A 25,438-nucleotide genomic window follows, 5' to 3' on the forward strand; every position below is an offset into this window, starting at 1 on the left:
TACGCATTGGTAATAACAACTCACGAGTATTTTTGAAATGGCTGAAGAAGAATCAATTCGCCCGGCACTAGAACCGACTTCGTTGGATCAGATTTCCCGAAATTGGCTAAAATACCGACTCAACGTCATAGAAGAAGAAACAAAAAAAGACGTTCTCGCCATACTGGGACCCATTGAATATGGAGTTGATATTCCCGTGCGTATAGCGCTGGAGAGATTACCTCCCAGTAAAAAAGCATTGCTCGTTATATTGGACACTCCAGGTGGTTTGGTGGAAGTGGTGCAAAGAATCGTTAAGACGCTTAGAAATTTTTACGAAGTCGTCCATTTTGTCATTCCGAACCGTGCTAGGTCAGCGGGCACCGTGCTGGCGATGTCTGGCGATGCAATCTACATGGATTATTTTTCCTGCCTAGGACCTATTGACCCGCAAATTCCAAGCGGTGACCGAATGGTGTCCGCGCTTTCGTATCGTCGTCAATACGACCGCCTTGTGAAGAAATCTGCTAATACTGGATTGGCGGCGGCAGAATTTGCTCTTCTGGATAAATTGGATTTAGCGCAACTCGATCAAATTGAATTGGCAGCAGAATTATCCAAATCACTTATCCAGGAATGGCTGTCCACATACAAATTCAAAGATTGGGTTAAGGACGGTGTTTCAGTGGAACCGAGAATAAAGCAACAACGTGCCGAGGAAATTGCCAACAAACTAAATGACCATGAAAGGTGGTATAGTCACGGACATGGCATCCACAAGGATGTTTTGGAAAGAGACCTAAAGTTGAAAATTGATGATTACAGCAACAATCCCAACTTCAGAGACATAATCTGGCAATATTTTTGGCCTTCAAGAGAGTATTGTATTCAGAATCAGTTTACACTCGTCCAAACCAGAAGTTATCCGTGAACCCTATAATACAACTCTGTCAATGCTACATACACGGCAAAATTTAACTACGAGGATTATCATGAAACACTCCACATCCGACAAAGCACGGGTTATTGAGAACATTGAAAAAAACTCAGGATTGGATTTGCGCAACTATCGCGAATGGCTAAAAGTAAAGGCGGAGCTTGAAGCCGCTGGGATTAACACCGGTCCCAAAGAACCCGAACCGCAAAAACCGAGACGACGACAACCCATACCTTTTAGTGCTCTCGGTTTATAACCGGGGGCTGGCACTTCTCAATTGAGGAAAATTGATCTCTTTTGAAGGAAAAGACCATGCCAACCTATAGAGACACCTACAGATATTATTTCAAGATAGGCAACAAAATTGTCTATGCTGGCCTCACCAATGATATTGACCGGCGCGAGGTGGAACATCAGAGCAAACGGGGATGGGGCAAAGGGCATATCAAACAAGTGGGGCAACGCACACGCTACGATGTCGCACGAGAATGGGAAAAGGGCGAGGAAAGGCGTGGCATGCCCACGGGTAAGGAGTAGTCCGGCGCGCCGATTTGATGGTTGGGAAACTGACTTATAGCAAGGATGCAAACCTTACATCTCCACGGATGGAGTGACTCCATTTTTACGCTCGGTGATGTTGATATTGCCGAGCACCACAAAACCGCCTTTTTGTGTTCGCGCAACTATCCCGCCAGGGCGGTGTTGCCGGTCTACGACTGGGCGAAAGCGACACGCGAAAACGGGGAATGCGTGATGTCCGGTTTCCATTCCCGGCTTGAGCGCGATGTGTTGGATATTTTGCTCCAAGGCAACCAACCGATCATTCTCGCCGCCGCACGCGGTTTGCCGAAGCAGTATCCGGCCGCGGTCAAAAAAGCGATTGATGACGGCCGGTTACTGGTGACGAGTCCCTTCCCCGCATCTGTGTCGCGCATCACCGCCGATACTTCTCGCCACCGCAACGCTTTTATGCTGTCGGTCGCCAACCGCATCGTCATCGGTCACATGAGTCAGTCTGGCGCACTCGCTGAAGCGTTGTCATCTGTTGCGCATAAAGAAGTTATTCGCCTGAGCGAAGAGTGAGGTTTGCTCGCTATCAAAAAACCATGAACCTGTAAATATGCGCCTGAATCCACCGGGTTTTCTGTCGCTGGATTATGGATATCCCAACTTTGAATGACACCAAAACTTGACAAAGACTCGTTTATATGGCTTATTTCGACATATTTTGTCAAAATTCACCATTAAATGAGGATATAACCAGTGTTAGTCGAATTCAGCGTCACCAACTTCAAGTCCATCAAAGACCGCCAAACGCTCAGTCTGGTTGCGTCAAAAGGCAAGGAGGTTGCGGATACCCAGATTTTGGATGCGTCTCCTTCGGGCGGCGGTTCTGGCATTAAATTGCTGCCTTCCGTGGCAATTTATGGTGCCAATGCTGCGGGCAAATCCAATCTTCTGAAGGCTCTCGAAGAAATGGAAACCATTGTACTGTACTCCGCCAGACAACAGCATCGAGGAGACTTGCTACCAGTGATGCCTTTCAAGTTGGACCCCGCAACACGAAATGCCCCCTCTGAATTTGAGGCAATTTTTATTGCTGAGGGGGTGCGCTATCAATACGGGTTTTCGGCTACCCCTGAGCGCATCGTGGATGAATGGTTGCTTGCCTATCCAAAAAATCGTCCGCAGCATTGGTTTAACCGAGAATGGGATGAGAAAAACAAGAAGCATGAGTGGAGTTTAGGGGCATCTCTGGTTGGAGGAAAAAATCTATGGCAAAAATCAACCCGTGACGATGCTTTGTTTCTTTCCACTGCAATACAACTCAATAGCCAACAACTACAGCCGGTTTTTGATTGGTTTCAAGGGAAACTACACAGAGTTAGCGCTTCAGGATTGACTCCCAATTTCAGCGCATCGTTTTGTGATACACAAAAGGGACAAGAAGTGATTATGAATTTTTTGCGTACTGCGGATTTAAGTATTGATGGCGTTCAAGTAAAAAAAGAATCCTTTGACCGAGAAAAATTACCTAAAACCTTATCAAAAACCGCAAGAGAAGAAGTTGCCAAGGCACTGGAAATCGAGGATCTTTATCAGATTCAGATGGTTCGTCGTGATGCCGAAGGAAAGCCCATTGCATTTGATATTGAGGATGAATCAGATGGCACTCAAAAGTTTTTTTCATTTGCAGGTCCCTGGATTGATGTTTTGGCAAACGGTGAGGTGCTGTTCGTGGATGAACTGCACGGCAGCCTGCACCCAAAATTGGTGGAACTTTTAGTGAATTTGTTTAACAACAAAAAGGCCAATCCCAATAATGCACAACTGATTTTTACCACCCATGAAACTTCTATCCTCAAACAGGAGGTGCTACGCCGCGACCAAATTTGGTTTTGTGAAAAAGACAAGTTTCAGGCAACCCGGATTTATCCTCTGAGTGATTTCCGCCCGCGCAAAGGACGAGAGAATCTGGAAATGATGTATTTGTCCGGCAGATATGGTGCCGTGCCTTATATTGAAAAGGTGCAAGGATAAAAATGGGTACAGATAATTTATTCCACAAACGAAAGGAACGATCGGTTGAAAATCTGGCGCGCCTCCGAAACACACGAGAGTCTTATAGCAGGGTCTTGATTGTGTGCGAAGGGGCGGAGACGGAGCCAAATTATTTCAACGAACTCATTCGCCATTATAAAATCAGCAGTGCCAATGTAGAAATCACAGGTAAATGCGGTTCAAGCCCAAAAAATGTTGTTGACTTGGCCAACAGTCGATACAACGAAGAGAAGAAAAAGGGCAATGCGTTTGACAAAGTGTTTTGTGTGTTTGATAAAGACAGTCATCCCGCTTACCAAAATACTTTGGACAGATTGCGCAACATGAGCCGCCAGAATACTTTCTTTGCCATAACATCAATACCCGCTTTTGAATACTGGTTTTTGTTACATTACGCATACAGCACTCAGCCATATACAGAGACGGGTAGTAAAAGCGCGGCGGACAATCTTATATCTGATCTGCAGAAACATTTACCAGACTATGCAAAAACCAGCAGAGATATGTTTTCCACTTTAATAGATAAAATGGAGACCGCAAAAACCAACGCGGCACGTGCGTTAAGTGCGGCTGAAAGTGCCGATACCGACAACCCATCCACCAGGGTTCACGAACTCGTCGAGTTTCTGCAAAACATTAAACGCTGATGCCGACTTTACAGTTCCACGGATGGAACGCCGCCGTTTTCACATTCGGCGATATTGCTATTGCCGAGCGCCGCAAAACCGCTTTCCTGTGTTCGCGCAAATACCCCGCCAGGGCGGTGTTGCCTATCTATGACTGGGCGAAGGCGATGCGCGATGCCGGGGAATGTGTGATGTCTGGTTTCCATTCCCGGCTTGAGCGGGACCTGCTGGACATTCTGATCAAAGGCGACCAGCCGATCATCCTTGCTACCGCCCGCGGCCTGCCGAAGCGGTATCCGGTCGCCGTCAAACAAGCGATTGATGATGGCAAATTGCTGGTAACAAGCCCCTTCCCTGCATCTGTGTCGCGCATCACCGCCGGCACTTCCCGCCACCGCAACGCGTTCATGCTGTCGGTCGCCGAGCGCATCGTCATCGGTCACATGAGCCAGACTGGCATACTTGCCGAAGCATTGTCATCAGTCGCGCTGCATAAGGAAATCATTCGACTGAGCGAGGAGTGAGGATTTCGCGCGTGCGGATGCGCCGCCGCGTAATGGCGCGGCGGATGGTGACGGGCGGATCGCCGATTTTTAGCTCATCGGTAATGGCTCCTGCAAAATCGTTCCGCCATCGGCACGGTCGGCAAATAATTGCTCCTGCATTATTTGCACTTCCACCGTCCATGGCGGTCGTTTTCGCGGTTATTCAAAAAAATCGGTGTTTCCCTATTGATTTTTTTTTCTTTGACACTATCATTAGCACTCATCGAAGGCGAGTGCTAACAATAAGGCGCATGGCCATTGAAAACACTCAATAATCAAGTTTTTATTTCAATTATTTATAGGAGAAACTAGCGTATGAATATCCGTCCGCTTCATGATCGCGTCGTCGTGCGAAGAGTCGAAGACGAGCGAACCAGCCCAGGGGGCATTGTCATTCCCGATTCCGCGGCCGAGAAACCGATGCAAGGCGAAGTCCTGGCAGTCGGCAACGGCAAGGTGCTGGACAATGGCGATCAACGTGGTCTCGATGTCAAAGTCGGCGACAAAGTGCTGTTTGGAAAATATTCCGGCACCGAAGTCAAAGTTGAAGGCGAAGAAGTGCTTGTGATGCGTGAAGACGACATCATGGGCGTTATCGAAAGCTAATCCATTACAGAACAATTATCACTGAGGACATATTAAGATGGCTGCTAAAGAAGTCGTATTTGGCGAAAGCGCACGCGCACGCATGCTTCGGGGCATCAATACCCTGGCTGACGCCGTAAGAATTACCCTCGGCCCGAAAGGCCGAAACGTTGTACTCGACAAATCATTTGGTGCACCCACCATGACTAAAGACGGTGTTTCCGTCGCCAAAGAAATCGAATTAAAAGACAAGATCGAAAACATGGGCGCGCAAATGGTCAAGGAAGTTGCTTCTAAAACTTCCGATGTTGCCGGCGACGGCACCACCACCGCGACCGTGCTGGCGCAATGTATCGTTCGCGAAGGCATGAAAGCCGTCGCCGCCGGCATGAACCCCATGGATCTGAAACGCGGTATCGACAAAGCGATTATCGCCGCTGTTGACGGTCTGCAAAAGTTGTCCAAGCCTTGTACCGATCATAAAGAAATTGCCCAGGTTGGCACAGTCTCTGCTAATGCGGACACCAGTGTCGGTAACATCATTGCAAAATCAATGGCAAAAGTCGGAAAAGAAGGCGTCATCACCGTCGAAGAAGGCAACACGCTGGAAAATGAATTGGAAGTCGTGGAAGGCATGCAGTTTGATCGCGGCTACCTGTCGCCGTATTTCATCAATAATCAGGACAGCATGTCGGTTGATCTTGAATCGCCGTATATCCTGATTTACGACAAGAAGATTTCAAACATCCGCGACCTGCTGCCGATTCTGGAAGGCGTGGCAAAATCAAGCCGCCCGTTGATGGTTATCGCCGAGGATGTCGACGGCGAAGCGCTGGCTACTCTGGTGGTCAACAACATCCGTGGCATCGTCAAGGTGTGCGCGGTGAAAGCCCCGGGGTTTGGCGATCGCCGTAAATCCATGTTGCAGGATATTGCGATTCTTACCGGCGGTCAGGTGATCTCGGAGGAAGTCGGCATGAGCCTGGAGAGCGCCACTTTGGATGATTTGGGCGAAGCGAAACGCATCCAGATCACCAAGGAAAACACCACCATTATCGATGGCGCCGGCAGCTCAGACGAAATCGAAGGGCGCGTGAATCAAATCCGCGCGCAAATCGAAGAAGCGACTTCCGATTATGACAAGGAGAAAATGCAGGAGCGCGTCGCTAAGCTCGCTGGCGGTGTTGCGGTAATCAAGGTGGGCGCGGCCACGGAAATTGAAATGAAAGAGAAGAAGGCTCGGGTTGAGGATGCGTTGCATTCGACTCGCGCTGCCGTTGAAGAAGGCGTGGTGCCGGGTGGCGGCACCGCTCTGGTTCGTTGCGTTGCCGCAGTTTCCAAAGTGAAAGGCGAAAACCAGGATCAGGACGTGGGTGTCAAAATCGTGGTGCGGTGTCTGGAAGAGCCGTTGCGGCAGATCGTAAGCAATGCCGGTGAGGATGCCTCGGTCATTTTGAACGATGTGGCCAAGCACAAAGGCAACTACGGTTATAACGCCAGCACCGGTGTATTCGGCAATATGATCGAAATGGGTATTCTTGACCCCACCAAAGTTACCCGGGCCGCGCTGCAAAATGCCGGGTCGATTGCTGGATTGCTCATCACCACTGAAGCGATGATCGCAGAACTTCCCAAAGATGAAACCGCGCCGCCAATGCCTGATATGGGCGGTATGGGCGGCATGGGCGGCATGATGTAATTGCTGCTTTCAAAACACTGAAAAAGGCTCCTTCGGGAGCCTTTTTTATGGGAATTATCAAGGAAAGTTGACAAACCCAGGGGTTACTTGATTTCCAACATCGTTGGCTTGCCTTTAAGAATCACAAGTTTAAATCGACGTTTGAGATCTGATTTTTTTGCACGACGCACCTTGCCACGAGGCTTCGGCATTGCTAACAAAGCGCGAGCGGACTTATCTATCTGTTTCAAAGTCATCTGCAAACTCGAATATTAATACAACAATAGTCATTGTCTTTCACCCCATGTATCCTTGAACGCCGCGCCAGCGGCTTCGCTGCCTATCGGCGCTGAGTAATCATGATTTGAATTGAATGGTGGATCTAAATAAATTAAATCTACCGAATTACTGTTCATTCCACGCATAATCGGCAAATTATCACCTGTCCAAATTGTCTGGTTAGCCCAATTCATTGTGTTAGTTCCTCGTAGGTTATAGTTTTGCCGACCATCCTTCCGAAAAGAGCGTCAATTCGGTCACCAGTATCAATAGAGCAATTACCCTCATTGAGTCGAAAGGTAAATTCATTCACATATCGGTGCGTGTGTTTGTCGCTCCAATTATGATAAACGCCGTTATATCCGCGCTTCAATACCGCCCAAACGCTTTCAATGCTGTTTGTATGTGCCATTCCATTAACAAACTCTTTGGCACTATGTTTGACCGCCATATGATTGTAAGCGGTGTTCAATCGGTCGTAACTGCGATGCTCGTCGGTGTAGATAGTCGCCCCGGCTTCCACTGATGAATCAATTTCCCGGCGCATTGTAACCATACCGGTATCTCCGATCGGTTTCGCTTTTACTTTACCACCACGCTCACGCATACCCAACACTGCTTGCTTGCCGCGACCACCGGTGGCGTGTCGAGGCTTGCTGTCATGACGGTTTTTTTGTTTGCCACCGATGTAGGTTTCATCAATTTCAACCACTCCAGCCAGCATTTCGTTTTTGCCGGCACAGGCCTCACGAAGTCGATGAAGCAGATACCAGGCACTTTGCTGGCTGATTTCTAACTCTTTTGATAATTGAAGGCTTGATATTCCTTTTCGCGCTGTTACAAGCAAGTAGGCGGCGATAATCCATTTGCGTTTCGGTATCTTTCCGTATTCCAGCGGCGTGTCATGCCACGCAGTGAAGTAATGACGGCCAGATTTACACCACCATCTGCCCAATTGTTTTTGTGGAGTAAATCGCTCAACCGAGCCGCATTTCGGGCAGGTTGGCGTGTCGCCCCAGCGCAACCGTTCTAAATAGGTTACTACGCTTTGCTCGTCGGGGAAATAATTTAACAGTCCGACAAGACCGATGGTTTTTGCTTTTCTGGTCATGAGTAGTCCTCTTTTTTTGGTATGATAATCCTAATCTATCTTTGGCGTTTTGTCAACTCTTTAATCAAATTCTGTTAGGAGTAAATTATCTGTCCTAATAATTAACACGTGAACTGTCCGGATTTATTCTATCCTATTTGGGGGTGGCAAATGAACCGGACAGCCTTTGTTGAGGAATTAAAACAGATGAGATTTGAAGAGGCCTATGAAGGATATCAATGCAAACGATTAAGCCAAGAGGAGGCAGCCAGTTTGTTAGGAGTCTGCAGTCGTAGTTTTCGCAGGTATATCAACCGTTATGAAGAGTCAGGGCTAGAAGGCTTGTGTGACAAAAGACTGCACGCCCTATCAGTACGGTGCGCTCCGGTTGATGAGGTGATGGCATTAACTGATTTATATTCCAGTCGATATAATGGCTGGAATGTCAGGCATTTTCATCGTTGGCGTCAACGAAAACACCAGGGGTCACGTAGCTATAGCTGGGTTAAAAACCAACTTCAAACAGCTAATTTGGTGGCCAAAGGTCAATCACCTGGACCTCATCGCATTAGACGGCTCCCCAGTGCATTGCCCGGCATGATGATCCATCAAGATGGCAGCGCCCATTTATGGGTGCCCGGGGTGTATTGGGATTTAATTGTGACTATGGATGATGCCACTAACGAGCATTATTCCATGCGCTTTGTTGAACAGGAAGGCACGGTCAGTTCGTTGCTGGGTGTCAAAGATGTACTCAAGGCTAAAGGTATTTTCTGTACTTTCTATTCCGACCGGGGCAGCCATTACTGGCATACACCAGAGGTGGGCGGCAAGGTGGATAAAAACAATCCGACTCAATTTGGCATTGCCCTTAAACGCTTAGGCATTGATATGATTGCCGCCTATTCGCCTGAGGCTCGCGGGCGATCTGAACGTGCCTTTGCTACTCACCAAGGGCGCTTGCCTCAAGAATTGGCTCTCAACGGCATCACCGATATAAAAGCCGCTAATGCATACCTTAACCATCATTACATGCCGGCCTTCAATGAGGAGTTTGCCCGTCCTGCAAGAGAACAAGGCAATGCGTTTGTCCGGCTTGCCGGTGTTAATCTGGATGATTGCCTTTGTCAGCGTTATGAGCACCGGGTGAGGAAAGACAATTGCGTGCAATTTAACAACCTCAATTTACAGCTGCCGAAAGACAAACATCGCTATCATTACATCAAAGCCAAAGTAAAGGTTGTGATCCATTTAGATGGCTTGATTTCAATTTTTCATGGTCCTAGACGACTGGGACGATATTCAAAAGATGGCTGTTTATTGAATGAGGAACAAATACAGGCTGACGTTGCGTAAATCCGCTTCACAATGTCATGAGTATAAACCAATTAAAAGCGGACAGATGTCGTGTTAATTATTAGGACAGTTCTATTTACTCCTAACACTCTTTAATCAAATTCCTTTCGATTTTGTCAACTTTCCTTGATAGTTCCCTTTTTTATTTACATGGATGTAAGGGCAAATAATTGCTCCTGCATTATTTGCACTCCCGCCATCCGTGGCGGTCGTATGCCGATTTTGCAGGAGCAAAAAATCGGCGATTGACATGGATGTAAGGGCAAATAATTGCTCCTCGGCAATTGCTCCTGCATTGCTCTAATAAGTTACGTCCATGTAACGATGCATTATTTGGTTCAAGATACTTTAAGGTATAGTGAAATGGTCATAACTAATTGTTCTATAAATGAAAAACAAGCATGTCATTCGTTGCCGAATTTCGGAGAATAAATTCAGGGCGATTCCACGGCTGTTTTGCCTTGATATCGAGGCTTGCAAAGTCGCTCGAATCACAGGCATCTCTGGCTCGGCGACCAGCCGATTGTATGCTCAAATCAGACAACGCATGGCCGGGCAATGCGAGCGTATGTGTTCACTAATTCATCGCCCGTTTTGTTCCTTTCCGGCGGTGCTTTAGCACCGCCCTCTCAGCCGTCATTCTCGCCGGCAGGCGGAAAAAACCGCCCTCCCTGCCGTCATTCTCGCCGAAGGCGGGAATCCAGTTAAATATCTGTCACGCGTAGCGTGACTCTTTTTGGCATCCGGCTTTGCCAGACACAAACCGGCGGCATCAAAGCAAAGGAGTCCGGCTACGCCGGACGGCATACTCCACTGGATTGCCCGGCCAATAATAATATGGGCCGGGCAATGACGCCCCTTATTTGTCATTCTCGCCGGCAGGCGGGGATCCAGAGTGGCGTAGCCGCCGGGACGCGCGCATACATTAGCGGCAAGCAACAAGCACCATCGCCTTGCCGTCATTCTCGCATCGAACGGCGCGGCATCAAAGCAAAGGAGTTCGGCTACGCCGAACGGCATATTCCACTGGATTGCCCGGAACAAGCCGGGCAATGACGAGTTGGGATACAATGGTGAATTGAGAGGACAAAGGCGCGTTGAGACGCCAAAGCACACGAGAGAAAATGTCCGGCTACGCCAGAGCACGTTTTAGTGTCACGCTTTGCGTGACACTTATTTACCATTGTCTTCTCAAAAGAACTCATCGCCTTCCGATTCACCATTGTCCCCCCAGCCCGTCATTCTCGCCGCAGGCCGGACTCCTTTGAAAGAGTGTGAGTTTCGCTTCAATATGCGCCACGAAAACAGGTGTCAATATCTGCTGAAATCTATCCGAAATCGACCGCTTAAAGTATCTTGAACCCATTATTTTCACTCCCGCCATATTTCCCGGCTAATCCAAAACGACACTAAAGCATCGGTTGCTGTGACCTGCTGCGATTAGACTCGTGGTATGATTAGCGACTATTCATGGATGAAATTAAAAGGATTGCCTATGAGGATTGATCGTGGCGTTCGGTTGCCGGCTTCAATATATTTACTTGCCTTTTCCAGTGGCGTAATCGGCCATCGTTTTCTCGATGCGTTAATCCCGCTATGGGTAACCTTGGTCGCCTTGCTGTTTTGTGCGCTTGTGGCGTATTGGAAGAACGCGGCGCGGTGGGTGTTTGTATTTGCCCTCGGTGTGGCCTGGACAAATTTCACTGCTACAAACTTGTTGCATACCACGATTGATAGCGCATTGGAAAAGCAGGATGTGGTGGTGAGCGGAAAAATAGTCGGCGTGCCGGTGCAAACGCCGCGCTATTCGCGATTTGATTTTGTCGTCGACACCCTGACCTGGCAAGGCAAAGCCTATGATTCGCCCGGCAAGATAAGATTAAAAGCCTACCACAACGCCGATGTATTCAAGGCGAATCAGGCTTGGCGGTTCACCGTGCGCCTGAAGCAAGCGCGCGGCTATCAAAATCCAGGCAGTCGATTCAACTATGAAACCTATTTGTTTGAACACCGCATTCGTGCGACCGGGTATGTTCGCAACGAAGCGTCCAATCGGCTGCTTAACCCAAGCCTGAATAAATATTCCATTTCAAAATTCCGCGAGCGCATCAGCACATTTATCCAAATCCATATGCGGGACGCCCCTCGCCACGGCATATTGACCGCCCTGATCGTTGGCGTAAGGGGCGCGATGAGCGATGCCGACTGGCGTATTTTGCAAAATACCGGAACCATCCACCTGGTCGCGATTTCCGGGCTGCATATCGGTTTGGTTTCCGGGTTGGTAATGTGGGTGGCGGCACGGGTTTGGCGCTTGACCGGGCAACTGCAAACCCGAATACCGGCGCAAAATGTTGCGGTGATTTCAGGGTTGGTCGCAGGATGTTGTTACGCCTTGCTGGCGGGGATGACAATCCCCACCCGGCGCGCGGTTGTTATGTTATCCGTAGTCGCGATATCGATGTTGTTAAAAAGAAAGCCGGTGCCGTTTGAGTTGTTGATTCTGGCGCTGAGTGTCGTTTTGCTGGTCGATCCACTGACTCCGCTGGCTACCGGATTCTGGCTGTCTTTCTGTGCGGTGGCGGTGATCATTTGTTGCGTGACAAAACTCAATCAAAATACCCGCCACGAAAACACTCGCCACATAAATACTCGACCCGGCAACAAGTACTCGCTTCCCGAAAAAACCAAAGGGTGGCTGTCCATCCAACTGGGCTTGAGTTTTGGAATGGCGCCGCTGTTATTGCTGCTGTTCCATCAACTGTCGTTAATCGCGCCGCTGGCGAATTTGGTCGCCATTCCCGTGATTGGCTTCGTCGCGGTGCCGGCGGCATTGTTCGGTTTGTGCTTGTTTGCTTTGGGGTTTCCCGAATTGGCTTTGGTGGTATTTGAGTATGTGCTGATTGCCATCGATCATGTTTGGTCGGTTTTGCAGTTCCTGGCCGCCGCCAACTGGTCGGTCTGGCAACCCCCGTCCGCGCCCATTTGGGCTTTGATGCTGGCTGCTGTTGGCGCCGCTTTGCTGTTTTTCCGCCCGCCGTTTCCGGCAAGATTCACAGCGGTTTTATGGTTTTTACCGCTGCTCTTTTTCCAGCCTGAAAAGCTCGGTCACGGCGCATTCAAATACACCATGCTCGAGGTCGGTCATGGCTTGGCCAGCGTAGTGGAAACCCAAAACCATACCCTGGTTTACGATACCGGACCGAAATTCAATGGTGGCATGGATGCGGGCAAGACGGTGGTCGTGCCTTATCTAAAGTCCCGTGGTATCCGCAATATCGATAAATTGATAATCAGCCATGAACACAGTGATCATGCCGGCGGTTATCGAGCCATCAATAGCGTATTTAATATCGATCATTTTCTTGCTGGAGTGCCCGATAAAATTGATGGCGCACCATTACTTGCGGAAAAATGTCTGGGTGGGCAGAAATGGCTCTGGGATGGGGTTCGCTTCGAAATACTGTGGCCGCTGAACCACGACTTTGCGAAAGGCAATAATGCGTCATGCGTGCTTAAAATTAGCTCCAGATTCGGCTCGTTGCTTCTGACCGGCGATATAGAAGGTCCAGCGGAAAGAATGATGGTGGCGAGGCACGGCGAGCGGCTCGCTGCCGATATACTGCAGGTGCCGCATCAGGGAAGCAAGACCTCATCAACGACAACATTTTTGAGCCGGGTCAAGCCGAAATTGGCGCTATTGAGCAGCGGATACCTCAATCAATTCGGTCACCCCCATCAAGTCATTTCTGAGCGATATGCGTTGCGACAAATTCCCCTGATCGATACCGCTCACAGCGGTGCGCTGACTATAAATTTCGACCACACTCAACAACAGCTAAACCATCGGCCAAACTATCGAGACGGCCTGAACGGATACTGGTTTGAGCCGAAGGGTGCGACAAACAATACGCTATAACGCACCGGCGCTGATAAAATTTAAGTTCCTCAAATAACTATCGGCAACTACCGGCAATCTATTTGCGCTTAATCGTGCATGTGGATATAATGAACTCCCTTTTATCTCAGAAGTGAGGATGGTATGGAGTATTTAAATAATCTAATCAGTCAAATCAACGCCTTCGTCTGGGGGCCTCCGATGCTCGGTATGTTGGGTGTTACCGGATTGCTATTGACGCTTGGCCTGGTTTTTATGCCGTGGCGCAAGGTCGCTTACGGGTTTCGGCTGCTGTTCGCCAAAGACGATGGCAGCGGCGAGGGTGAAGTCAAGCCATTTAATGCGCTGATGACCGCGTTATCGGCGACCGTCGGCACCGGTAATATCGCTGGCGTGGCAACTGCCATCGCTCTCGGCGGACCCGGCGCAATTTTTTATATGTGGGTCATCGCCCTGTTCGGGATGGCGACCAAATACGCCGAGGCGGTGTGTGCGGTAACCTATCGTGAAGTCGATTCAACCGGTAAATACGTCGGCGGGCCGATGTATTATTTGAGCCGTGGGGTCGGCGAGTTCGCGCCCGGGCTCGGTAAAAGCCTGGGCTTTTTGTTTGCCTTGTTTGGCGCCATCGCCGCTTTCGGTATCGGTAACGCAGTGCAGGTTAATTCCATGGCGGCGGTGTTGAATGATAGTTTCAACGTTCCCACTTATGCGACCGGCATCGTTGTCGCCGCGCTGGTGGGGTTTGTGATTTTGGGCGGAATCAAGCGTATCGGTGATGTCGCCGGTAAGTTGGTGCCGGCGATGATCGTTTTATATGTCGGTGCGTCGCTGGTTATCATCCTGATAAACATTGCTGAAGTGCCGGCCGCAATAGGGTTGATTTTCAAATACGCCTTTGAACCGGCCGCCGCCGCGGGTGGATTTGCGGGTGCTGCTGTGGCTGCTGCCATTCGTTTCGGTGTGGCGCGTGGTGTATTTTCCAATGAAGCTGGCCTCGGTTCTGCGGCTATCGCCCATGCTGCTGCCAAAACCGACAACCCGGTGCGTCAGGGAATCATCGCCATGCTCGGTACGTTCATTGACACCCTCGTTGTGTGCACCATGACGGCATTGGTGATTTTAACCTCTGGCGCGTGGACTAGCGGACTAAATGGTGCGGTGTTGACCTCAACCGCCTTTTCCAACTCCATCGGCGGTGGGCAATATATCGTTACCATCGCACTGGCGGTTTTCGCGTTCACCACCATTTTGGGCTGGTCGTACTACGGCGAGCGTTGTTGGCAGTACCTGTTTAAAGAAAAAACGGTGATAATTTACCGTGGTTTGTGGGTGCTGGCGGCATTGGGCTTCGCCAATGTCAAGGTGGATTTCGTATGGAATCTAGCCGACACGCTCAACGGGCTGATGGCAGTGCCGAACCTGGTTGGTCTGTTACTGTTGGCGCCGATGGTGTTTAAGGTGACCAGCGACTATTTCGATAAAGAAAAGAAGTTAGCCGACCGCGACGGATGACGGCGGTGGCGGCAACGCCATCGCTGTCGCCATCGTCACCAGCACGGTGATCACCGCGACCGTCGCCGTTCGCGTGACATCGGCGGCGGGCATTGCGCGTATCACGGATGATGCGCGCAAATCCGCCCCGCGGTTGACCGTCGCCGCGCGTGTCCGTAGCATTTCCTGAGCATTCATTTTGAGCAATCACGTTCTGGTCACCGGCGGCGCGGGCTACATCGGCTCGCACACCGCATGGCATCTGGTCGCGGCCGGGCACGAAGTCGCGGTGCTGGATAACCTGTATTCCGGGCATCGCTGGGCGGTGCCCGGCGGCGCGGCGTTTTACCAAGGCGACATCCACGACCGCGCGTTGCTCGACGAAATAATCCGCGCGCGCGGCATCGACGCGGTGATGCACTTCGCCGGTCACATCATCGTGCCCGAGTCGCTGGAAAATCCCGCCAAGTATTACCGCAACAACGTGGTCGGCTCGCTCAACTTGATCGACGCCTGCATCGCCAACCGCGTCCGCCATTTCATATTTTCATCCAGCGCGGCGGTGTATGGCGCGCCGGAGTTTTGCCCGGTCAGCGAAGCCGCCGCGCCGCGCCCAATCAACCCTTATGGCGCGACCAAGTTAATCACCGAATGGACGCTGCGCGATTTATCGGCGGCGTCGCGGTCGTTCAATTATGTCGCGTTGCGCTACTTCAACGTCGCCGGCGCGCACGCCGACGGTGCCCTCGGGCAAGCCACGCCCGAGGCCACCCATCTAATCAAAGTCGCGTGCCAAGTCTCGACCGGCGCGCGCCCGCGCATGACGATTTTCGGCGATGACTACCCGACGCCCGACGGCACTTGTGTGCGCGATTACATTCATGTGGATGACTTGGCATCCGCGCATCTCGACGCGCTCGACTACCTCGCGCGTGGCGGCGGCGACAGCGTCGTGCTGAACTGCGGCTACGGTCGCGGGTTCAGCGTGCGCGAAGTGATTGATTGCGTCAAGACCGTGAGCGATGTGGACTTCGCAGTGAAGACCGCGCCGCGCCGCGCCGGCGATCCGCCGGAGTTGGTCGCCGACAATGAAAAAATCAAGCGCGTCTTAAACTGGCAGCCGCGCCACGACGACCTCGCGACCATCTGCCGTTCTGCTTACCTGTGGGAGAAAAAACTCGCGGCGGAAAAAAGTTGACTGCCGCCGGGCAAAATTTGATGACGCGGTTGTGGCAAAAAGACCTGTCCCTGTGGCACCAAGCCGAAGTGGACGGCGGTTGCAGTTCGGATTCCATCGCCAACCGCCTGGGTTGGCTGGATGCGGTTGAATGGATGGAGGAGCATGTCGGCACGCTCGGCGACTGGGCGCGACAGGTCGCCGAGTCCGGCCAATTCGACCAGGTTATTTTATTGGGCATGGGCGGTTCCAGCCTTGCCGCCGAGGTGTTTTCGGCGGTGTTTGGCAGTCAATCAGGCTACCTGCGACTGCAGGTTGTGGACACCACATCGCCGGCGCAAATCAATGCGCTTGATGTCGATCTTGGGCGCTCTTTGATTATGGTCGCCAGCAAATCCGGCGGCACGGTGGAGACCGCGGATTTATTCGCCTACTTTCATTCCAGATTGCAAGCGCAGGTGAATCGCCCCGGCGACCATCTGGTCGCCATTACCGATCAAGATTCGCGGCTTCATCGGCAAGCCATTGACATGAATTTCACGCGTGTTTTTGTTAACCCGTCCGACATCGGCGGGCGCTATGCCGCGTTGAGCTATTTTGGCTTGGCGCCGGCCGCGTTGATGGGCGTTGACCTGAACCGGTTACTGGCGCAAACCCGGGCGTTTAGTGCGAGTTGTCGATCAGACGATGCCAGCAATCCAGTGCTTCAGTTGGCGAGATTGATGGGCAATGGAGCAATCGCGGGCAAACCTGTTTTGGAACTGCGGCTGGCTCGGCCGTTGCAATCCTTGGCGGTTTGGATTGAGCAACTGGTTGCGGAAAGCACCGGCAAAGATGCGCAGGGCATCCTGCCGGTGTACGATGAGCCGGGAATCGATGCGCTTGAGCACGGATATAATCGCTCCGAGCATCGCTCCGAGCATCGAGCCAGCGTGTATGTCGGGCTTGGCGACGCGTCGCAAGAGGGGCAAACCACCGCCGATATGCAGTGGCAACTGGGTGATCGATACGACCTTGGGAGGGAGTTTCTGCGCTGGGAAATGGCCACCGCGCTTGCGGCAAGCATCATGGGAATCAACCCATTCGACCAACCCGATGTGGAACAAGCGAAGCAGCAGACGCGCGCATTTGTGGCCGGTCGGGAAGCGCACGCGTTCAGCAGATTATTTGAAAACCAGCACTACGCGGTGTATGCCGATTGCGCGGACGACCATGCCGCCACCGCGGCGGCGGTGTTCGACCATTTCCGCGACGCCGCCGATGGCGCGTGGTATTTGGCGGTGCTGGCGTATCTGCCGAATTTCGACGCGGTCAACGACCGACTGCAAGCGCTGCGCCGCGGGTTGGCGCAACGCTTTGCATTGACCACGACATTGGGTTACGGCCCGCGTTATTTGCACTCCACCGGGCAGTTGCACAAAGGCGGACCAGCGGGCGGATGCTTCATCCAGATCACCGAGCAGGATATGGATGACATCGCCATCCCCGGGCGCGAATATGGTTTCGCTGATTTGCACCGCGCGCAAGCCGACGGCGATTACGCCGTGTTGCAGCGCAAAGGTCGTCCGCTAATGCGGATAACATTAAAAGGCGATAGACTGGGGGCTTTGGACAAACTGGCGACGCACTTGACCGCCAAACGCGGCACATAATATGGTTACATTTCAACAGCTTATAATGACATTGCAGCAATACTGGGCCGATCAAGGCTGTGTCATTCTGCAACCCTATGATATGCAGATGGGTGCGGGAACATTTCATCCGGCAACGTTTTTGGGCGCCATAGGCCCGGAACCGATGCGCGCCGCTTATGTGCAGCCGTCGCGTCGCCCCACAGACGGTCGCTATGGTGAAAACCCCAATCGTTTGCAACACTATTTCCAGTTTCAGGTGGTACTGAAACCATCCCCGGAAAATTTCCAGGACTTGTATCTTGGCTCCCTGTCCAGCCTTGGGCTGGATATGTTGAAGGACGACGTGCGATTTGTAGAAGATGATTGGGAGTCACCGACTTTGGGTGCCTGGGGTCTGGGATGGGAAATCTGGATAAACGGCATGGAGGTTTCTCAATTTACTTATTTCCAACAAGTGGGTGGTTTGGATTGCAAGCCCGTTACCGGTGAAATCACCTATGGTCTGGAGCGCATCGCCATGTATTTACAAGGTGTGGATTCGTTGTTTGATTTAGTTTGGCGCGAGGGTTCAAATAGCGCCACAGCCGGATACAGTTATGGCGATCTTTACTTGCAAAATGAAGTGCAGCAGTCGGTTTATAATTTTGAATGTTCAGGTATCCCGCAGCTTTTTGATCAATTCAATGCGACGGAAGCCATGGCGCTAAAATTATTGGAAAAGGAATTGCCCTTACCCGCCTATGAACAAATGCTGACCGCTTCCCATGCCTTTAATTTACTGGATGCTCGACATGCCATCGGTGTGACCGAGCGCGCCCGATATATTGGGCGGGTGCGTCAGTTGGCAAAGGGCGTGGCGCAACGCTATTACGATAGCCGGGAAAAACTCGGCTTTCCCGGCTGCGTCAAAACCGCGCCGCGGCGGCCGCGACGGCGAGCGAAAGCGGGGACGCGATGATGGCGCAAGTGAGCAAGGCGGCGAGAAAATCGCCAAGAAAATTTGCGGGCCGGCGGAAAAACCTGTTAATTGAACTAGGCACCGAAGAACTGCCACCGAAGGTGCTAAAAAATCTGGCGCAGTCATTCGCGCAAAATTTCTTCGATGGCTTGGTCGCATCTGGCGTGGCCGAGAATAAACCGAATCAGTACAAATACTATGCTACACCCCGAAGGCTTGCGGTATGGGTCAAAGGCGTTTCCCCAAAACAGCCTGACCAGATTGAACAGCGAACAGGTCCGGCCGTAGCGGCGGCATTTGACCATCGGGGCAATCCGACTGCCGCTGCGCAAGGGTTCGCAAAATCCTGTGATGTGCCTGTTTCGAGATTGAAAAAACGGGTTTCCGATAAAGGGTCGTGGCTGGTTTTTGAAAACAAGGTAAAAGGTAAAAACTTAAATGTGCTGGTTACGCAATGTTTAAATGACAGCATAAAAGCGTTGCCCATTCCCAAACGAATGCGCTGGGGAAATAGCGATGTGGAGTTTGTCAGGCCGGTACATTGGTTGCTGGCACTGTACGGCAGTGATTTGATTCGAACCGAAGTGTTAGGACTAAAAGCCAATCGTTTCACCAGAGGGCATCGGTTTCATTGCCCTGGAACATTAAGGATACCTTCGGCAGATCGGTATCTTAATACATTAAAGTTGAATGGATTCGTGATCGCCGACTACCAGACTCGTCAATTGATGATCGTTAAGCAGACCACTCGCCTGGCAAAAAAAGCCGATGCCCAAGCGGTAATCGGTCAAAATTTACTTGACGAGGTTACCGGTTTGGTTGAATGGCCGATGGCATCTTTGGGAGAATTTGAGCAGAAATATTTAAAATTGCCCAAGGAAGTTTTGATCTCAACGATGGTCGATCATCAAAAGTATTTTCATATTACCAATCAGAAAGGAAAGCTGGTGCCGTTGTTTGTTTCGGTCGGCAATATCAAAAGCAAGACGCCAAAACGGGTACGCCAGGGTAATGAGCGCGTACTCCGTGCCCGGTTGTCTGATGCCGAATTTTTCTGGAAGACCGACCAGAAAGTCAAGCTGCATGATCGTGTCGATTCGTTGAAAGGCGTTTTGTTTCATAATCAACTTGGCTCAATTTACGACAAAACAATCCGTGTAGGAAGGTTAGCGGGCGTGATTGCAACAAAACTCAACATCGACAAGAAAGGCGTACAGCGTGCTGCCAGGCTGTGCAAGGCCGACCTGGTGACCGACCTGGTGGGTGAATTTCCTCAGTTGCAAGGCACCATTGGCAAGTATTATGCGACCAAACAAGGCGAGGACAGAGACGTTGCCGATGCCATTGAGGGTCACTACAAGCCGAGGTACGCGAACGACAAATTGCCGTCGACCCCTTTGGCGCAATGTGTCGCGCTGGCAGACCGGATTGATTCGCTGGTGGGTATATTTGCGACTGCCGAAGTGCCAACCGGAGACAAAGATCCGTTTGCCCTGCGCCGCGCTGCGTTGGGCGTGTTGCGAATAATCATCGAAAGAAAACTTGACCTGGATTTATTTGAATTGCTTTCTCGGGCAATGAAGCAGTATGTCAATTCAGGTCTAAAAAATATTGATACCCGTAACCCGGTAATTGACCAGGTATTTGAATTCACCAATGAGCGACTGAAAGGATATTTTCAGTCTCAAGGTTTCAGTGCGGAGCAAATCTCTTCGGTGCAATCTTGCAAACCTGCTAAACCTCTCGACTTCGCAAATCGCTTGCAGGCAGTGAGTCGTTTTTTCAGCAAGCGGCGTGCTGCCGCTGAATCTTTGGCTTCGGCTAATAAACGAATCGCAAATATTTTAACCCAGGCTAATATTCATCTTGATCCCGGTCATAATATTGATGGCGATGGCGGCAATATCAAGTTCAACAACAAACTAATGACAGACCATGCGGAAAGACAATTAGCGAAGGGTGTCGAAACAATCAGCAAGGAAGTTAAGGGATACTTTATTACCGCTCAATACGAGAAAGGCTTCGACAAGTTGTCTGCGTTAAAAGCCCCGGTCGATCAATTTTTTGATGAGGTAATGGTGATGCACGATGACCCGGCGATTAGAAATAATAGATTGGCATTGCTGATCAAAATTCGCCAATTATTTTTGGGCGTAGCCGATATTTCCCGTATTCGGATTGACAAATGAAGCAGGATTCCAATGATTCTTTTGAGGCAATGATTGCCAAAGCGAAAATAACAGCATCGGAAATATTCAGGCGGATTAAGAATGGAGAATAGCAAATTAATTATTCTGGATCGGGATGGGGTAATCAATCACAATTCGGATGATCATATAAAGTCCCCGGAACAATGGGTTGCGATTCCCGGAAGTTTGGAAGCGATCTCCCGACTTTGCCGGGAAGATTATCGAGTAGTGGTAATTACCAACCAATCCGGGATTTCCAGAGGTCTGTTCACGATCAATACGTTGAATAAAATTCACCAAAAAATGCTCGACGAATTGCACCATAGCGGCGGGGAAATCAGCGCAATATTTTTCTGTCCGCATAGTGCAGACGATCAGTGCGAATGCAGGAAACCTAAACCGGGAATGTTTCTTGAAGTATCAAAACGGCTGAAATACAGCCTGAAGGATGTTTATGCGGTGGGTGATTCGGTGCGCGATTTACAGGCCGCCGCCACCGCCGGAGCGATGCCGGTACTGGTCGAAACCGGGAACGGGTTAAGCAGTATCGAAGAGATTTCGAAGCATGATTATGAACCCGCCATTGCCACTGTACCGAAGTTTAAGGATTTGAGTCGCTTTGTCGATAATTTGTTAAGCGCGCAGTGTTGATTATTGCTGCGGTAATTCTTTATGCTGTATTTGCGTTCACTGCTGTATCTCACTGGCCAGATCATAACCACTATGATTGTCAGTCTGATCGCTATTTGTTGTTTCTTTTTGCCGTCGTTGACTCGCGCAAAAGTAATTTCGATTTGGGCGCGCTTTAACATCTGGACCTTGAGAATGTTGTGCGGCATCAGTTACCGGGTAACCGGTGCGGAAAACATCCCCCGCCAACCGTCCATCGTCATCTCAAACCATCAGTCTGCATGGGAAACGCTTTGCTTCCAACTCATTTTCCCGGCCCAGTCCTATTTGATAAAAAGGGAATTGCTGTGGCTGCCATTTTTTGGATGGGGATTGGCAATGAATCGACCTATCGCTATCGATCGTTCAAAAAAAACCAAGGCGTTGGAGCATTTAATCAAACAGGGAATAATTCGTTTAAACGAAGGACGCTGGCTGGTTATTTTTCCGGAAGGCACGCGAATGGCGCCTGGAAAACCAGGTGAATTTCAGGTTGGCGGTGCGATGATTGCCGCCAAATCCGGGCATCCGATTGTTCCTGTAGCCCATAATGCCGGGTTATTTTGGTCCAAGAATGGCTTCCTGAAATACCCCGGAGTGGTGGATGTGATTATCGGGCCGGTGATAGAAACTCGTGGCAGAAAAACCCGGGAAATTAACCGGGAGGTTGAAGCCTGGATTTACGCAAATCTGGAGAAATTACCAGATAGTCGGCCAAGCAGTCGGTCAGGTAGTCGGCCAGGCAGTCGGTAATCTTCAGGCATTGGATAACTGGATAAATTGATTCACTGTTAAATTTTCGGCGCGCCTGGAAGAATCAACCCGCGCATTTTTAAATTGTTGCGCTGAAATTATTGATTGCAAAGAATTCCGCAATGTTTTTCTGCGTTGGGAGAATGCGAGTTTGACAATTTCGTTAAGTCGGATGCGATCGCGGACATGACGAGATGCCGCCCTAGAGAGTGGTGTGGGGGTCAGGCGAATTACCGTTGACTCGACTTCTGGCGGCGGATCAAAGGCCTGGGGCGGAACATCAAACAAGCATTGACAGTCCAACTCCAGCGCCGCCATTACCGATAACCGACCATAGATTTTGCTTCCAGGTGCGGCGCTTAATCTTTGTGCAACCTCTTTTTGCAACATGAATAGCATATCCTGAATGTGCTCGACGGATTTGAGCAAATGAAATAAAAGGGGCGTGGAAATATTGTAGGGAAGGTTGCCGATTATCCGAACCTTGTTACTTGTTTCGTTCTTTAAATCATCCGAGATGACAGGCGGCACGTTACCGGTCAGTTCGGAACAATTAAACACAGAAGCGATTTCAAAGTTTAATATATCGGACTGAAACAGGGTTAGCCGATCTGAGTCGTACTTTTCGCTGAGTGTGGCGGCCAGATCCCGGTCAAGTTCGACCACTGTGAGATGGCCAATACGATCTAATAAACGTTCTGTAAGCGCACCGCTACCGGGCCCGATTTCCAATACTAATTCGTTATCCGCTGGATGGAACACATTTACGATTCTTTCCAGAACATTTTCATCTGTGAGAAAATGCTGTCCGAAACGCTTGCGCGGTGTCATTCCATGTATCATGCGACTCAAAGTATTTTTTACCGATTGCCCGCAAATTCGATTGCCAGATTGATGGCGGCGACTAAACTCGATTCCGTTGCCAGGCCGCTACCCGCGAGCTCCAATGCCGTACCGTGATCTACTGAGGTTCGTATTATCGGAAGTCCAAGAGTAACATTGACCACTTCTCCGAATCCGCTGTGCTTAATAACCGGCAGCCCTTGATCGTGGTACATCGCCAGGACGCCATCAAGCTGGCTCAATTGGGTTTGGGTGAATGCCGTATCGGCCGGTAACGGGCCAATCAGATTGAACCCTTGTTGCTGCATTGCTGAAATTGCCGGCCCAATAATTTCAATTTCTTCTTTGCCGAGATGGCCGCCTTCGCCGGCATGGGGGTTCAGCCCGCATATTCCAATTTTGGGATTATCGATGCCATAAAGCGCGGTGATATCTCTGGCCATAACCTTAAGTACGGATTGAATGCGGTCACCAGTAATATGATCCGCCACTTCTCTTAAAGGCAGGTGGGTGGTAACCAGGCAAACACGGGTAGTGCCGTTGGCAAGCATCATCACCGGTTGGTTGGCCCCGGTGCGCTTGGCTATCCATTCGGTATGGCCTAAAAAAGGTATCCCGGCATCATTGATTATTCCTTTATGCACTGGCGCCGTGACCATGGCATCGAATTCCCCGGATAGGCACAAATCTACGGCGGTATCGATACAGCGAGTGACATACCGGCTGTTTTTTTGGTCCAGTTTGCCCGGCGTAACCGGAGTGGAAACTTCTAAAGGAATAACCGAGACTCGCCCTGAGCGGCCCTCTGGGTGGCCTCCTGAGTGACCTGGGTTGGATTTATCGGTTGACTCATATTCATTAAAATCCAACGCCATGCCAAGCAGCTCGGCGCGATCTCTAAGTAAATTTAGACCGCCGACTACCGCCAAGGCGGCATCAAACCCTTGCTGGGCGGCTTTAATCACAATATCCGGGCCGATGCCTGCGGGTTCGCCGCTACAAATTATAATTTTTGGTAGTGCCATGATCATTTTACCTGAGTTCATTTTGCCTGAGTGAAGGACACTAATGTTGGGTGAAACAAGCCATCAATGCACGATAATTGTTTATGGATTGTAGCGATCAGCAATGGGCTGTATTGTATGCGCCCCGTACCCGCACCAGACAAATTTCCCCATCTTTACTTGTCCGTTGATTTTTGAGGGGTCAAGTCTTCCTGTTTTCCACTGGGCTGTGGCTCCTCAGCTTGCGGTTGGTCAGACGGCCACGCGTCAGAATGCGGCAAGTCTTCGGGCCAGTTTTCTGCCCCGCCTTCGGACATGGGCGGTATTTCAGCCGTCCGCCATCCAAATTCATCAAAACTCACACGGCCTTTTTGATCGAATATAACGCCCTCGTCGATAAGTTTCTGTCTTTGCCGTTGATCACTGCTACCTTGTTTGCGCGCGCTGATTTCCCCCTTGCTATTGATCACTCGGTGCCACGGAATGGCTTGATCGTCTGGCGTGGCCGCCATGGCATAGCCGACCTGCCGGGCGTTGCAATTCACCATACGGGCGATACGCCCGTAACTGGTTACCGTTGCAACCGGGATGCGCCTAACAATATCGTAAATGTCCTGATAGAGACTCATGAGATCAGGGTCAGAGTAGAAATTATTGGGGCTTGGGACCAGGTTTTTCTGGCTTCACTCTTCGTTGATAAAGTTGTTCAACTTGCTCCTTAAACCTTGCACTCCCAAATGCCATACAGCTATTTGTTGCATTTCTCAAATCATCAACTAGTTCAACGTTAAAAATATCTTCAAACAAATCCCGATACTATACAAACATTACATTTTCAACGAATCAATTTGCTTAATTTTCTTAACAAATAATTTCTACTCTGACCCTGATCTCTCTGGTCTCTCACCGGCAATAACGCGGTGATGACGCAAGTCTGGATCGCGCTGTGCGTGTATTTACTCTTGGCGTTCATCAAATTCCAGTCGTGGCTGGGCAAAAGCATGCGACAAATGCTCCGCCTGTTGCATCCTGACTTGTTCGACAAGCGCGACTTGATGGCGCTCTTGCGTGGCCACCCGCCCCCCAGGCCCGGCTTCAATCGCAATCAATCCTCGTTGCTGTGAAAGTTAATGGGACAGCAGTGATATGGATTACAATGCGTTCTTGTCCAGCTTAATTCAC

The 25,438-nt window shown here is 50.4% G+C and carries 27 protein-coding genes and 2 pseudogenes; 20 read left to right on the plus strand and 9 right to left on the minus strand.

The genetic code is table 11. The features are described from left to right. Positions 1-37 precede the first annotated feature (37 nt). The 9 genes from ACP158_RS01055 (at position 38) to groL (ending at position 6,933) form a co-directional block, all read left to right on the plus strand. Positions 38-910, plus strand: coding sequence for an SDH family Clp fold serine proteinase (locus tag ACP158_RS01055; RefSeq protein ID WP_424947158.1), 873 nt, complete (start codon positions 38-40; stop codon positions 908-910). A gap of 61 nt (positions 911-971) precedes the next feature. Next, complete coding sequence (locus ACP158_RS01060; RefSeq protein WP_424947159.1) at positions 972-1,172, plus strand: hypothetical protein; 201 nt, start codon at positions 972-974, stop codon at positions 1,170-1,172. A 56-nt stretch (positions 1,173-1,228) separates the two neighbouring features. Continuing rightward, on the plus strand, positions 1,229-1,453 hold the full coding sequence (locus ACP158_RS01065) for a hypothetical protein (RefSeq protein WP_424947160.1): 225 nt from the start codon (positions 1,229-1,231) through the stop codon (positions 1,451-1,453). Between the two features lie 45 nt (positions 1,454-1,498). Next, positions 1,499-1,999: a DNA-binding protein gene (locus tag ACP158_RS01070; RefSeq protein WP_424947161.1), complete on the plus strand. Its 501-nt coding sequence runs from the start codon at positions 1,499-1,501 to the stop codon at positions 1,997-1,999. Between the two features lie 180 nt (positions 2,000-2,179). Next, on the plus strand, positions 2,180-3,457 hold the full coding sequence (locus ACP158_RS01075) for an AAA family ATPase (RefSeq protein ID WP_424947162.1): 1,278 nt from the start codon (positions 2,180-2,182) through the stop codon (positions 3,455-3,457). Positions 3,458-3,459: 2 nt separating this feature from the next. Then, complete coding sequence (locus tag ACP158_RS01080; protein WP_424947163.1) at positions 3,460-4,125, plus strand: RloB family protein; 666 nt, start codon at positions 3,460-3,462, stop codon at positions 4,123-4,125. Continuing rightward, a complete protein-coding gene (locus ACP158_RS01085; protein WP_424947164.1) occupies positions 4,125-4,628 on the plus strand; it encodes a DNA-binding protein in 504 nt (167 codons plus the stop codon). Before ACP158_RS01080 ends, ACP158_RS01085 begins: the two co-directional genes overlap by 1 nt. Positions 4,629-4,964: 336 nt before the next feature. After that, complete coding sequence (groES, locus tag ACP158_RS01090; protein WP_424947165.1) at positions 4,965-5,255, plus strand: co-chaperone GroES; 291 nt, start codon at positions 4,965-4,967, stop codon at positions 5,253-5,255. 37 nt (positions 5,256-5,292) lie between these two features. Continuing rightward, on the plus strand, positions 5,293-6,933 hold the full coding sequence (gene groL / locus ACP158_RS01095) for a chaperonin GroEL (RefSeq protein WP_424947166.1): 1,641 nt from the start codon (positions 5,293-5,295) through the stop codon (positions 6,931-6,933). Positions 6,934-7,016: 83 nt separating this feature from the next. Here the strand turns inward: groL and ACP158_RS01100 are convergent, their stop codons facing one another. Genes ACP158_RS01100 through ACP158_RS01110 form a run of 3 tightly spaced genes read right to left on the minus strand, consistent with a single transcriptional unit; the run spans position 7,017 to position 8,302 of the window. Then, complete coding sequence (locus ACP158_RS01100; protein ID WP_424945612.1) at positions 7,017-7,163, minus strand: hypothetical protein; 147 nt, start codon at positions 7,161-7,163, stop codon at positions 7,017-7,019. Positions 7,164-7,199: 36 nt separating this feature from the next. Beyond that, positions 7,200-7,385, minus strand: coding sequence for a hypothetical protein (locus ACP158_RS01105; RefSeq protein ID WP_424945611.1), 186 nt, complete (start codon positions 7,383-7,385; stop codon positions 7,200-7,202). Then, entirely contained in the window at positions 7,382-8,302 is a 921-nt protein-coding gene (locus ACP158_RS01110) for an IS1595 family transposase (RefSeq protein ID WP_424945610.1), read from the minus strand. Before ACP158_RS01110 ends, ACP158_RS01105 begins: the two co-directional genes overlap by 4 nt. A gap of 150 nt (positions 8,303-8,452) precedes the next feature. Here ACP158_RS01110 and ACP158_RS01115 point away from each other — a divergent pair, with 150 nt between their 5' ends. Both ACP158_RS01115 and ACP158_RS01120 read left to right on the plus strand, forming a co-directional pair. Continuing rightward, the gene (locus ACP158_RS01115) at positions 8,453-9,637 is read left to right on the plus strand and encodes an ISNCY family transposase (protein WP_424947167.1); all 1,185 of its coding nucleotides are present in this window, start codon (positions 8,453-8,455) and stop codon (positions 9,635-9,637) included. Positions 9,638-10,025: 388 nt separating this feature from the next. After that, positions 10,026-10,128, plus strand: a pseudogene (locus ACP158_RS01120) (IS1595 family transposase); the annotation flags it as partial. Positions 10,129-10,273: 145 nt separating this feature from the next. On the opposite strand, the gene ACP158_RS01125 reads toward ACP158_RS01120, so the two are convergent. Together ACP158_RS01125 and ACP158_RS01130 are read right to left on the minus strand one after the other, a co-directional pair. Then, entirely contained in the window at positions 10,274-10,690 is a 417-nt protein-coding gene (locus ACP158_RS01125; protein ID WP_424947168.1) for a hypothetical protein, read from the minus strand. Beyond that, positions 10,642-10,821, minus strand: a complete 180-nt coding sequence (locus tag ACP158_RS01130) for a hypothetical protein (protein WP_424947169.1) — start codon at positions 10,819-10,821, stop codon at positions 10,642-10,644. The genes ACP158_RS01125 and ACP158_RS01130 overlap by 49 nt, the downstream gene beginning before the upstream one ends. Before the next feature lie 311 nt (positions 10,822-11,132). Here ACP158_RS01130 and ACP158_RS01135 point away from each other — a divergent pair, with 311 nt between their 5' ends. Continuing rightward, on the plus strand, positions 11,133-13,556 hold the full coding sequence (locus tag ACP158_RS01135) for a DNA internalization-related competence protein ComEC/Rec2 (RefSeq protein WP_424947170.1): 2,424 nt from the start codon (positions 11,133-11,135) through the stop codon (positions 13,554-13,556). Positions 13,557-13,679: 123 nt separating this feature from the next. Continuing rightward, positions 13,680-15,050, plus strand: coding sequence for an alanine/glycine:cation symporter family protein (locus tag ACP158_RS01140; RefSeq protein WP_424947171.1), 1,371 nt, complete (start codon positions 13,680-13,682; stop codon positions 15,048-15,050). On the opposite strand, the gene ACP158_RS01145 is transcribed toward ACP158_RS01140, so the two are convergent. After that, positions 15,030-15,236: a hypothetical protein gene (locus tag ACP158_RS01145; RefSeq protein ID WP_424947172.1), complete on the minus strand. Its 207-nt coding sequence runs from the start codon at positions 15,234-15,236 to the stop codon at positions 15,030-15,032. The two genes, ACP158_RS01140 and ACP158_RS01145, sit on opposite strands and share 21 nt — an antisense overlap. On the opposite strand from ACP158_RS01145, the gene galE reads away from it, so the two are divergent. The 6 genes from galE (at position 15,229) to ACP158_RS01175 (ending at position 22,409) form a co-directional block, all read left to right on the plus strand. After that, positions 15,229-16,227 carry a UDP-glucose 4-epimerase GalE gene (gene galE / locus ACP158_RS01150; protein WP_424947173.1) on the plus strand — a complete coding sequence of 333 codons (999 nt, stop codon included), beginning with the start codon at positions 15,229-15,231 and terminating at the stop codon, positions 16,225-16,227. The two genes, ACP158_RS01145 and galE, sit on opposite strands and share 8 nt — an antisense overlap. A 20-nt stretch (positions 16,228-16,247) precedes the next feature. Continuing rightward, positions 16,248-17,858, plus strand: a complete 1,611-nt coding sequence (locus ACP158_RS01155) for a hypothetical protein (RefSeq protein WP_424947174.1) — start codon at positions 16,248-16,250, stop codon at positions 17,856-17,858. A 1-nt stretch (position 17,859) separates the two neighbouring features. Next, a complete protein-coding gene (gene glyQ / locus ACP158_RS01160; RefSeq protein ID WP_424947175.1) occupies positions 17,860-18,798 on the plus strand; it encodes a glycine--tRNA ligase subunit alpha in 939 nt (312 codons plus the stop codon). Then, positions 18,795-20,987 (plus strand): glycine--tRNA ligase subunit beta, encoded by a 2,193-nt coding sequence (gene glyS, locus ACP158_RS01165; RefSeq protein ID WP_424947176.1) that lies wholly within the window; start codon positions 18,795-18,797, stop codon positions 20,985-20,987. Before glyQ ends, glyS begins: the two co-directional genes overlap by 4 nt. Positions 20,988-21,068: 81 nt before the next feature. Next, complete coding sequence (gene gmhB / locus ACP158_RS01170) at positions 21,069-21,638, plus strand: D-glycero-beta-D-manno-heptose 1,7-bisphosphate 7-phosphatase (RefSeq protein ID WP_424947177.1); 570 nt, start codon at positions 21,069-21,071, stop codon at positions 21,636-21,638. Between the two features lie 21 nt (positions 21,639-21,659). Continuing rightward, positions 21,660-22,409, plus strand: a complete 750-nt coding sequence (locus ACP158_RS01175; protein ID WP_424947178.1) for a lysophospholipid acyltransferase family protein — start codon at positions 21,660-21,662, stop codon at positions 22,407-22,409. 3 nt (positions 22,410-22,412) lie between these two features. On the opposite strand, the gene rsmA is transcribed toward ACP158_RS01175, so the two are convergent. The 3 genes from rsmA to ACP158_RS01190 form a co-directional block, all read right to left on the minus strand. Then, positions 22,413-23,240 carry a 16S rRNA (adenine(1518)-N(6)/adenine(1519)-N(6))-dimethyltransferase RsmA gene (rsmA, locus tag ACP158_RS01180; RefSeq protein ID WP_424947179.1) on the minus strand — a complete coding sequence of 276 codons (828 nt, stop codon included), beginning with the start codon at positions 23,238-23,240 and terminating at the stop codon, positions 22,413-22,415. A gap of 29 nt (positions 23,241-23,269) precedes the next feature. Continuing rightward, the gene (pdxA, locus tag ACP158_RS01185) at positions 23,270-24,277 is read right to left on the minus strand and encodes a 4-hydroxythreonine-4-phosphate dehydrogenase PdxA (protein WP_424947180.1); all 1,008 of its coding nucleotides are present in this window, start codon (positions 24,275-24,277) and stop codon (positions 23,270-23,272) included. Between the two features lie 155 nt (positions 24,278-24,432). Continuing rightward, on the minus strand, positions 24,433-24,885 hold the full coding sequence (locus ACP158_RS01190) for an MGMT family protein (RefSeq protein WP_424947181.1): 453 nt from the start codon (positions 24,883-24,885) through the stop codon (positions 24,433-24,435). 276 nt (positions 24,886-25,161) lie between these two features. Here ACP158_RS01190 and ACP158_RS01195 point away from each other — a divergent pair. After that, positions 25,162-25,380 (plus strand): annotated as a pseudogene (locus ACP158_RS01195) (hypothetical protein); the annotation flags it as partial. Between the last annotated feature and the right edge of the window lie 58 nt (positions 25,381-25,438).

The organism is Candidatus Spongiihabitans sp. (genome assembly GCF_965247905.1).
Classification (GTDB): Bacteria; Pseudomonadota; Gammaproteobacteria; order Arenicellales; family Poriferihabitantaceae; genus Spongiihabitans.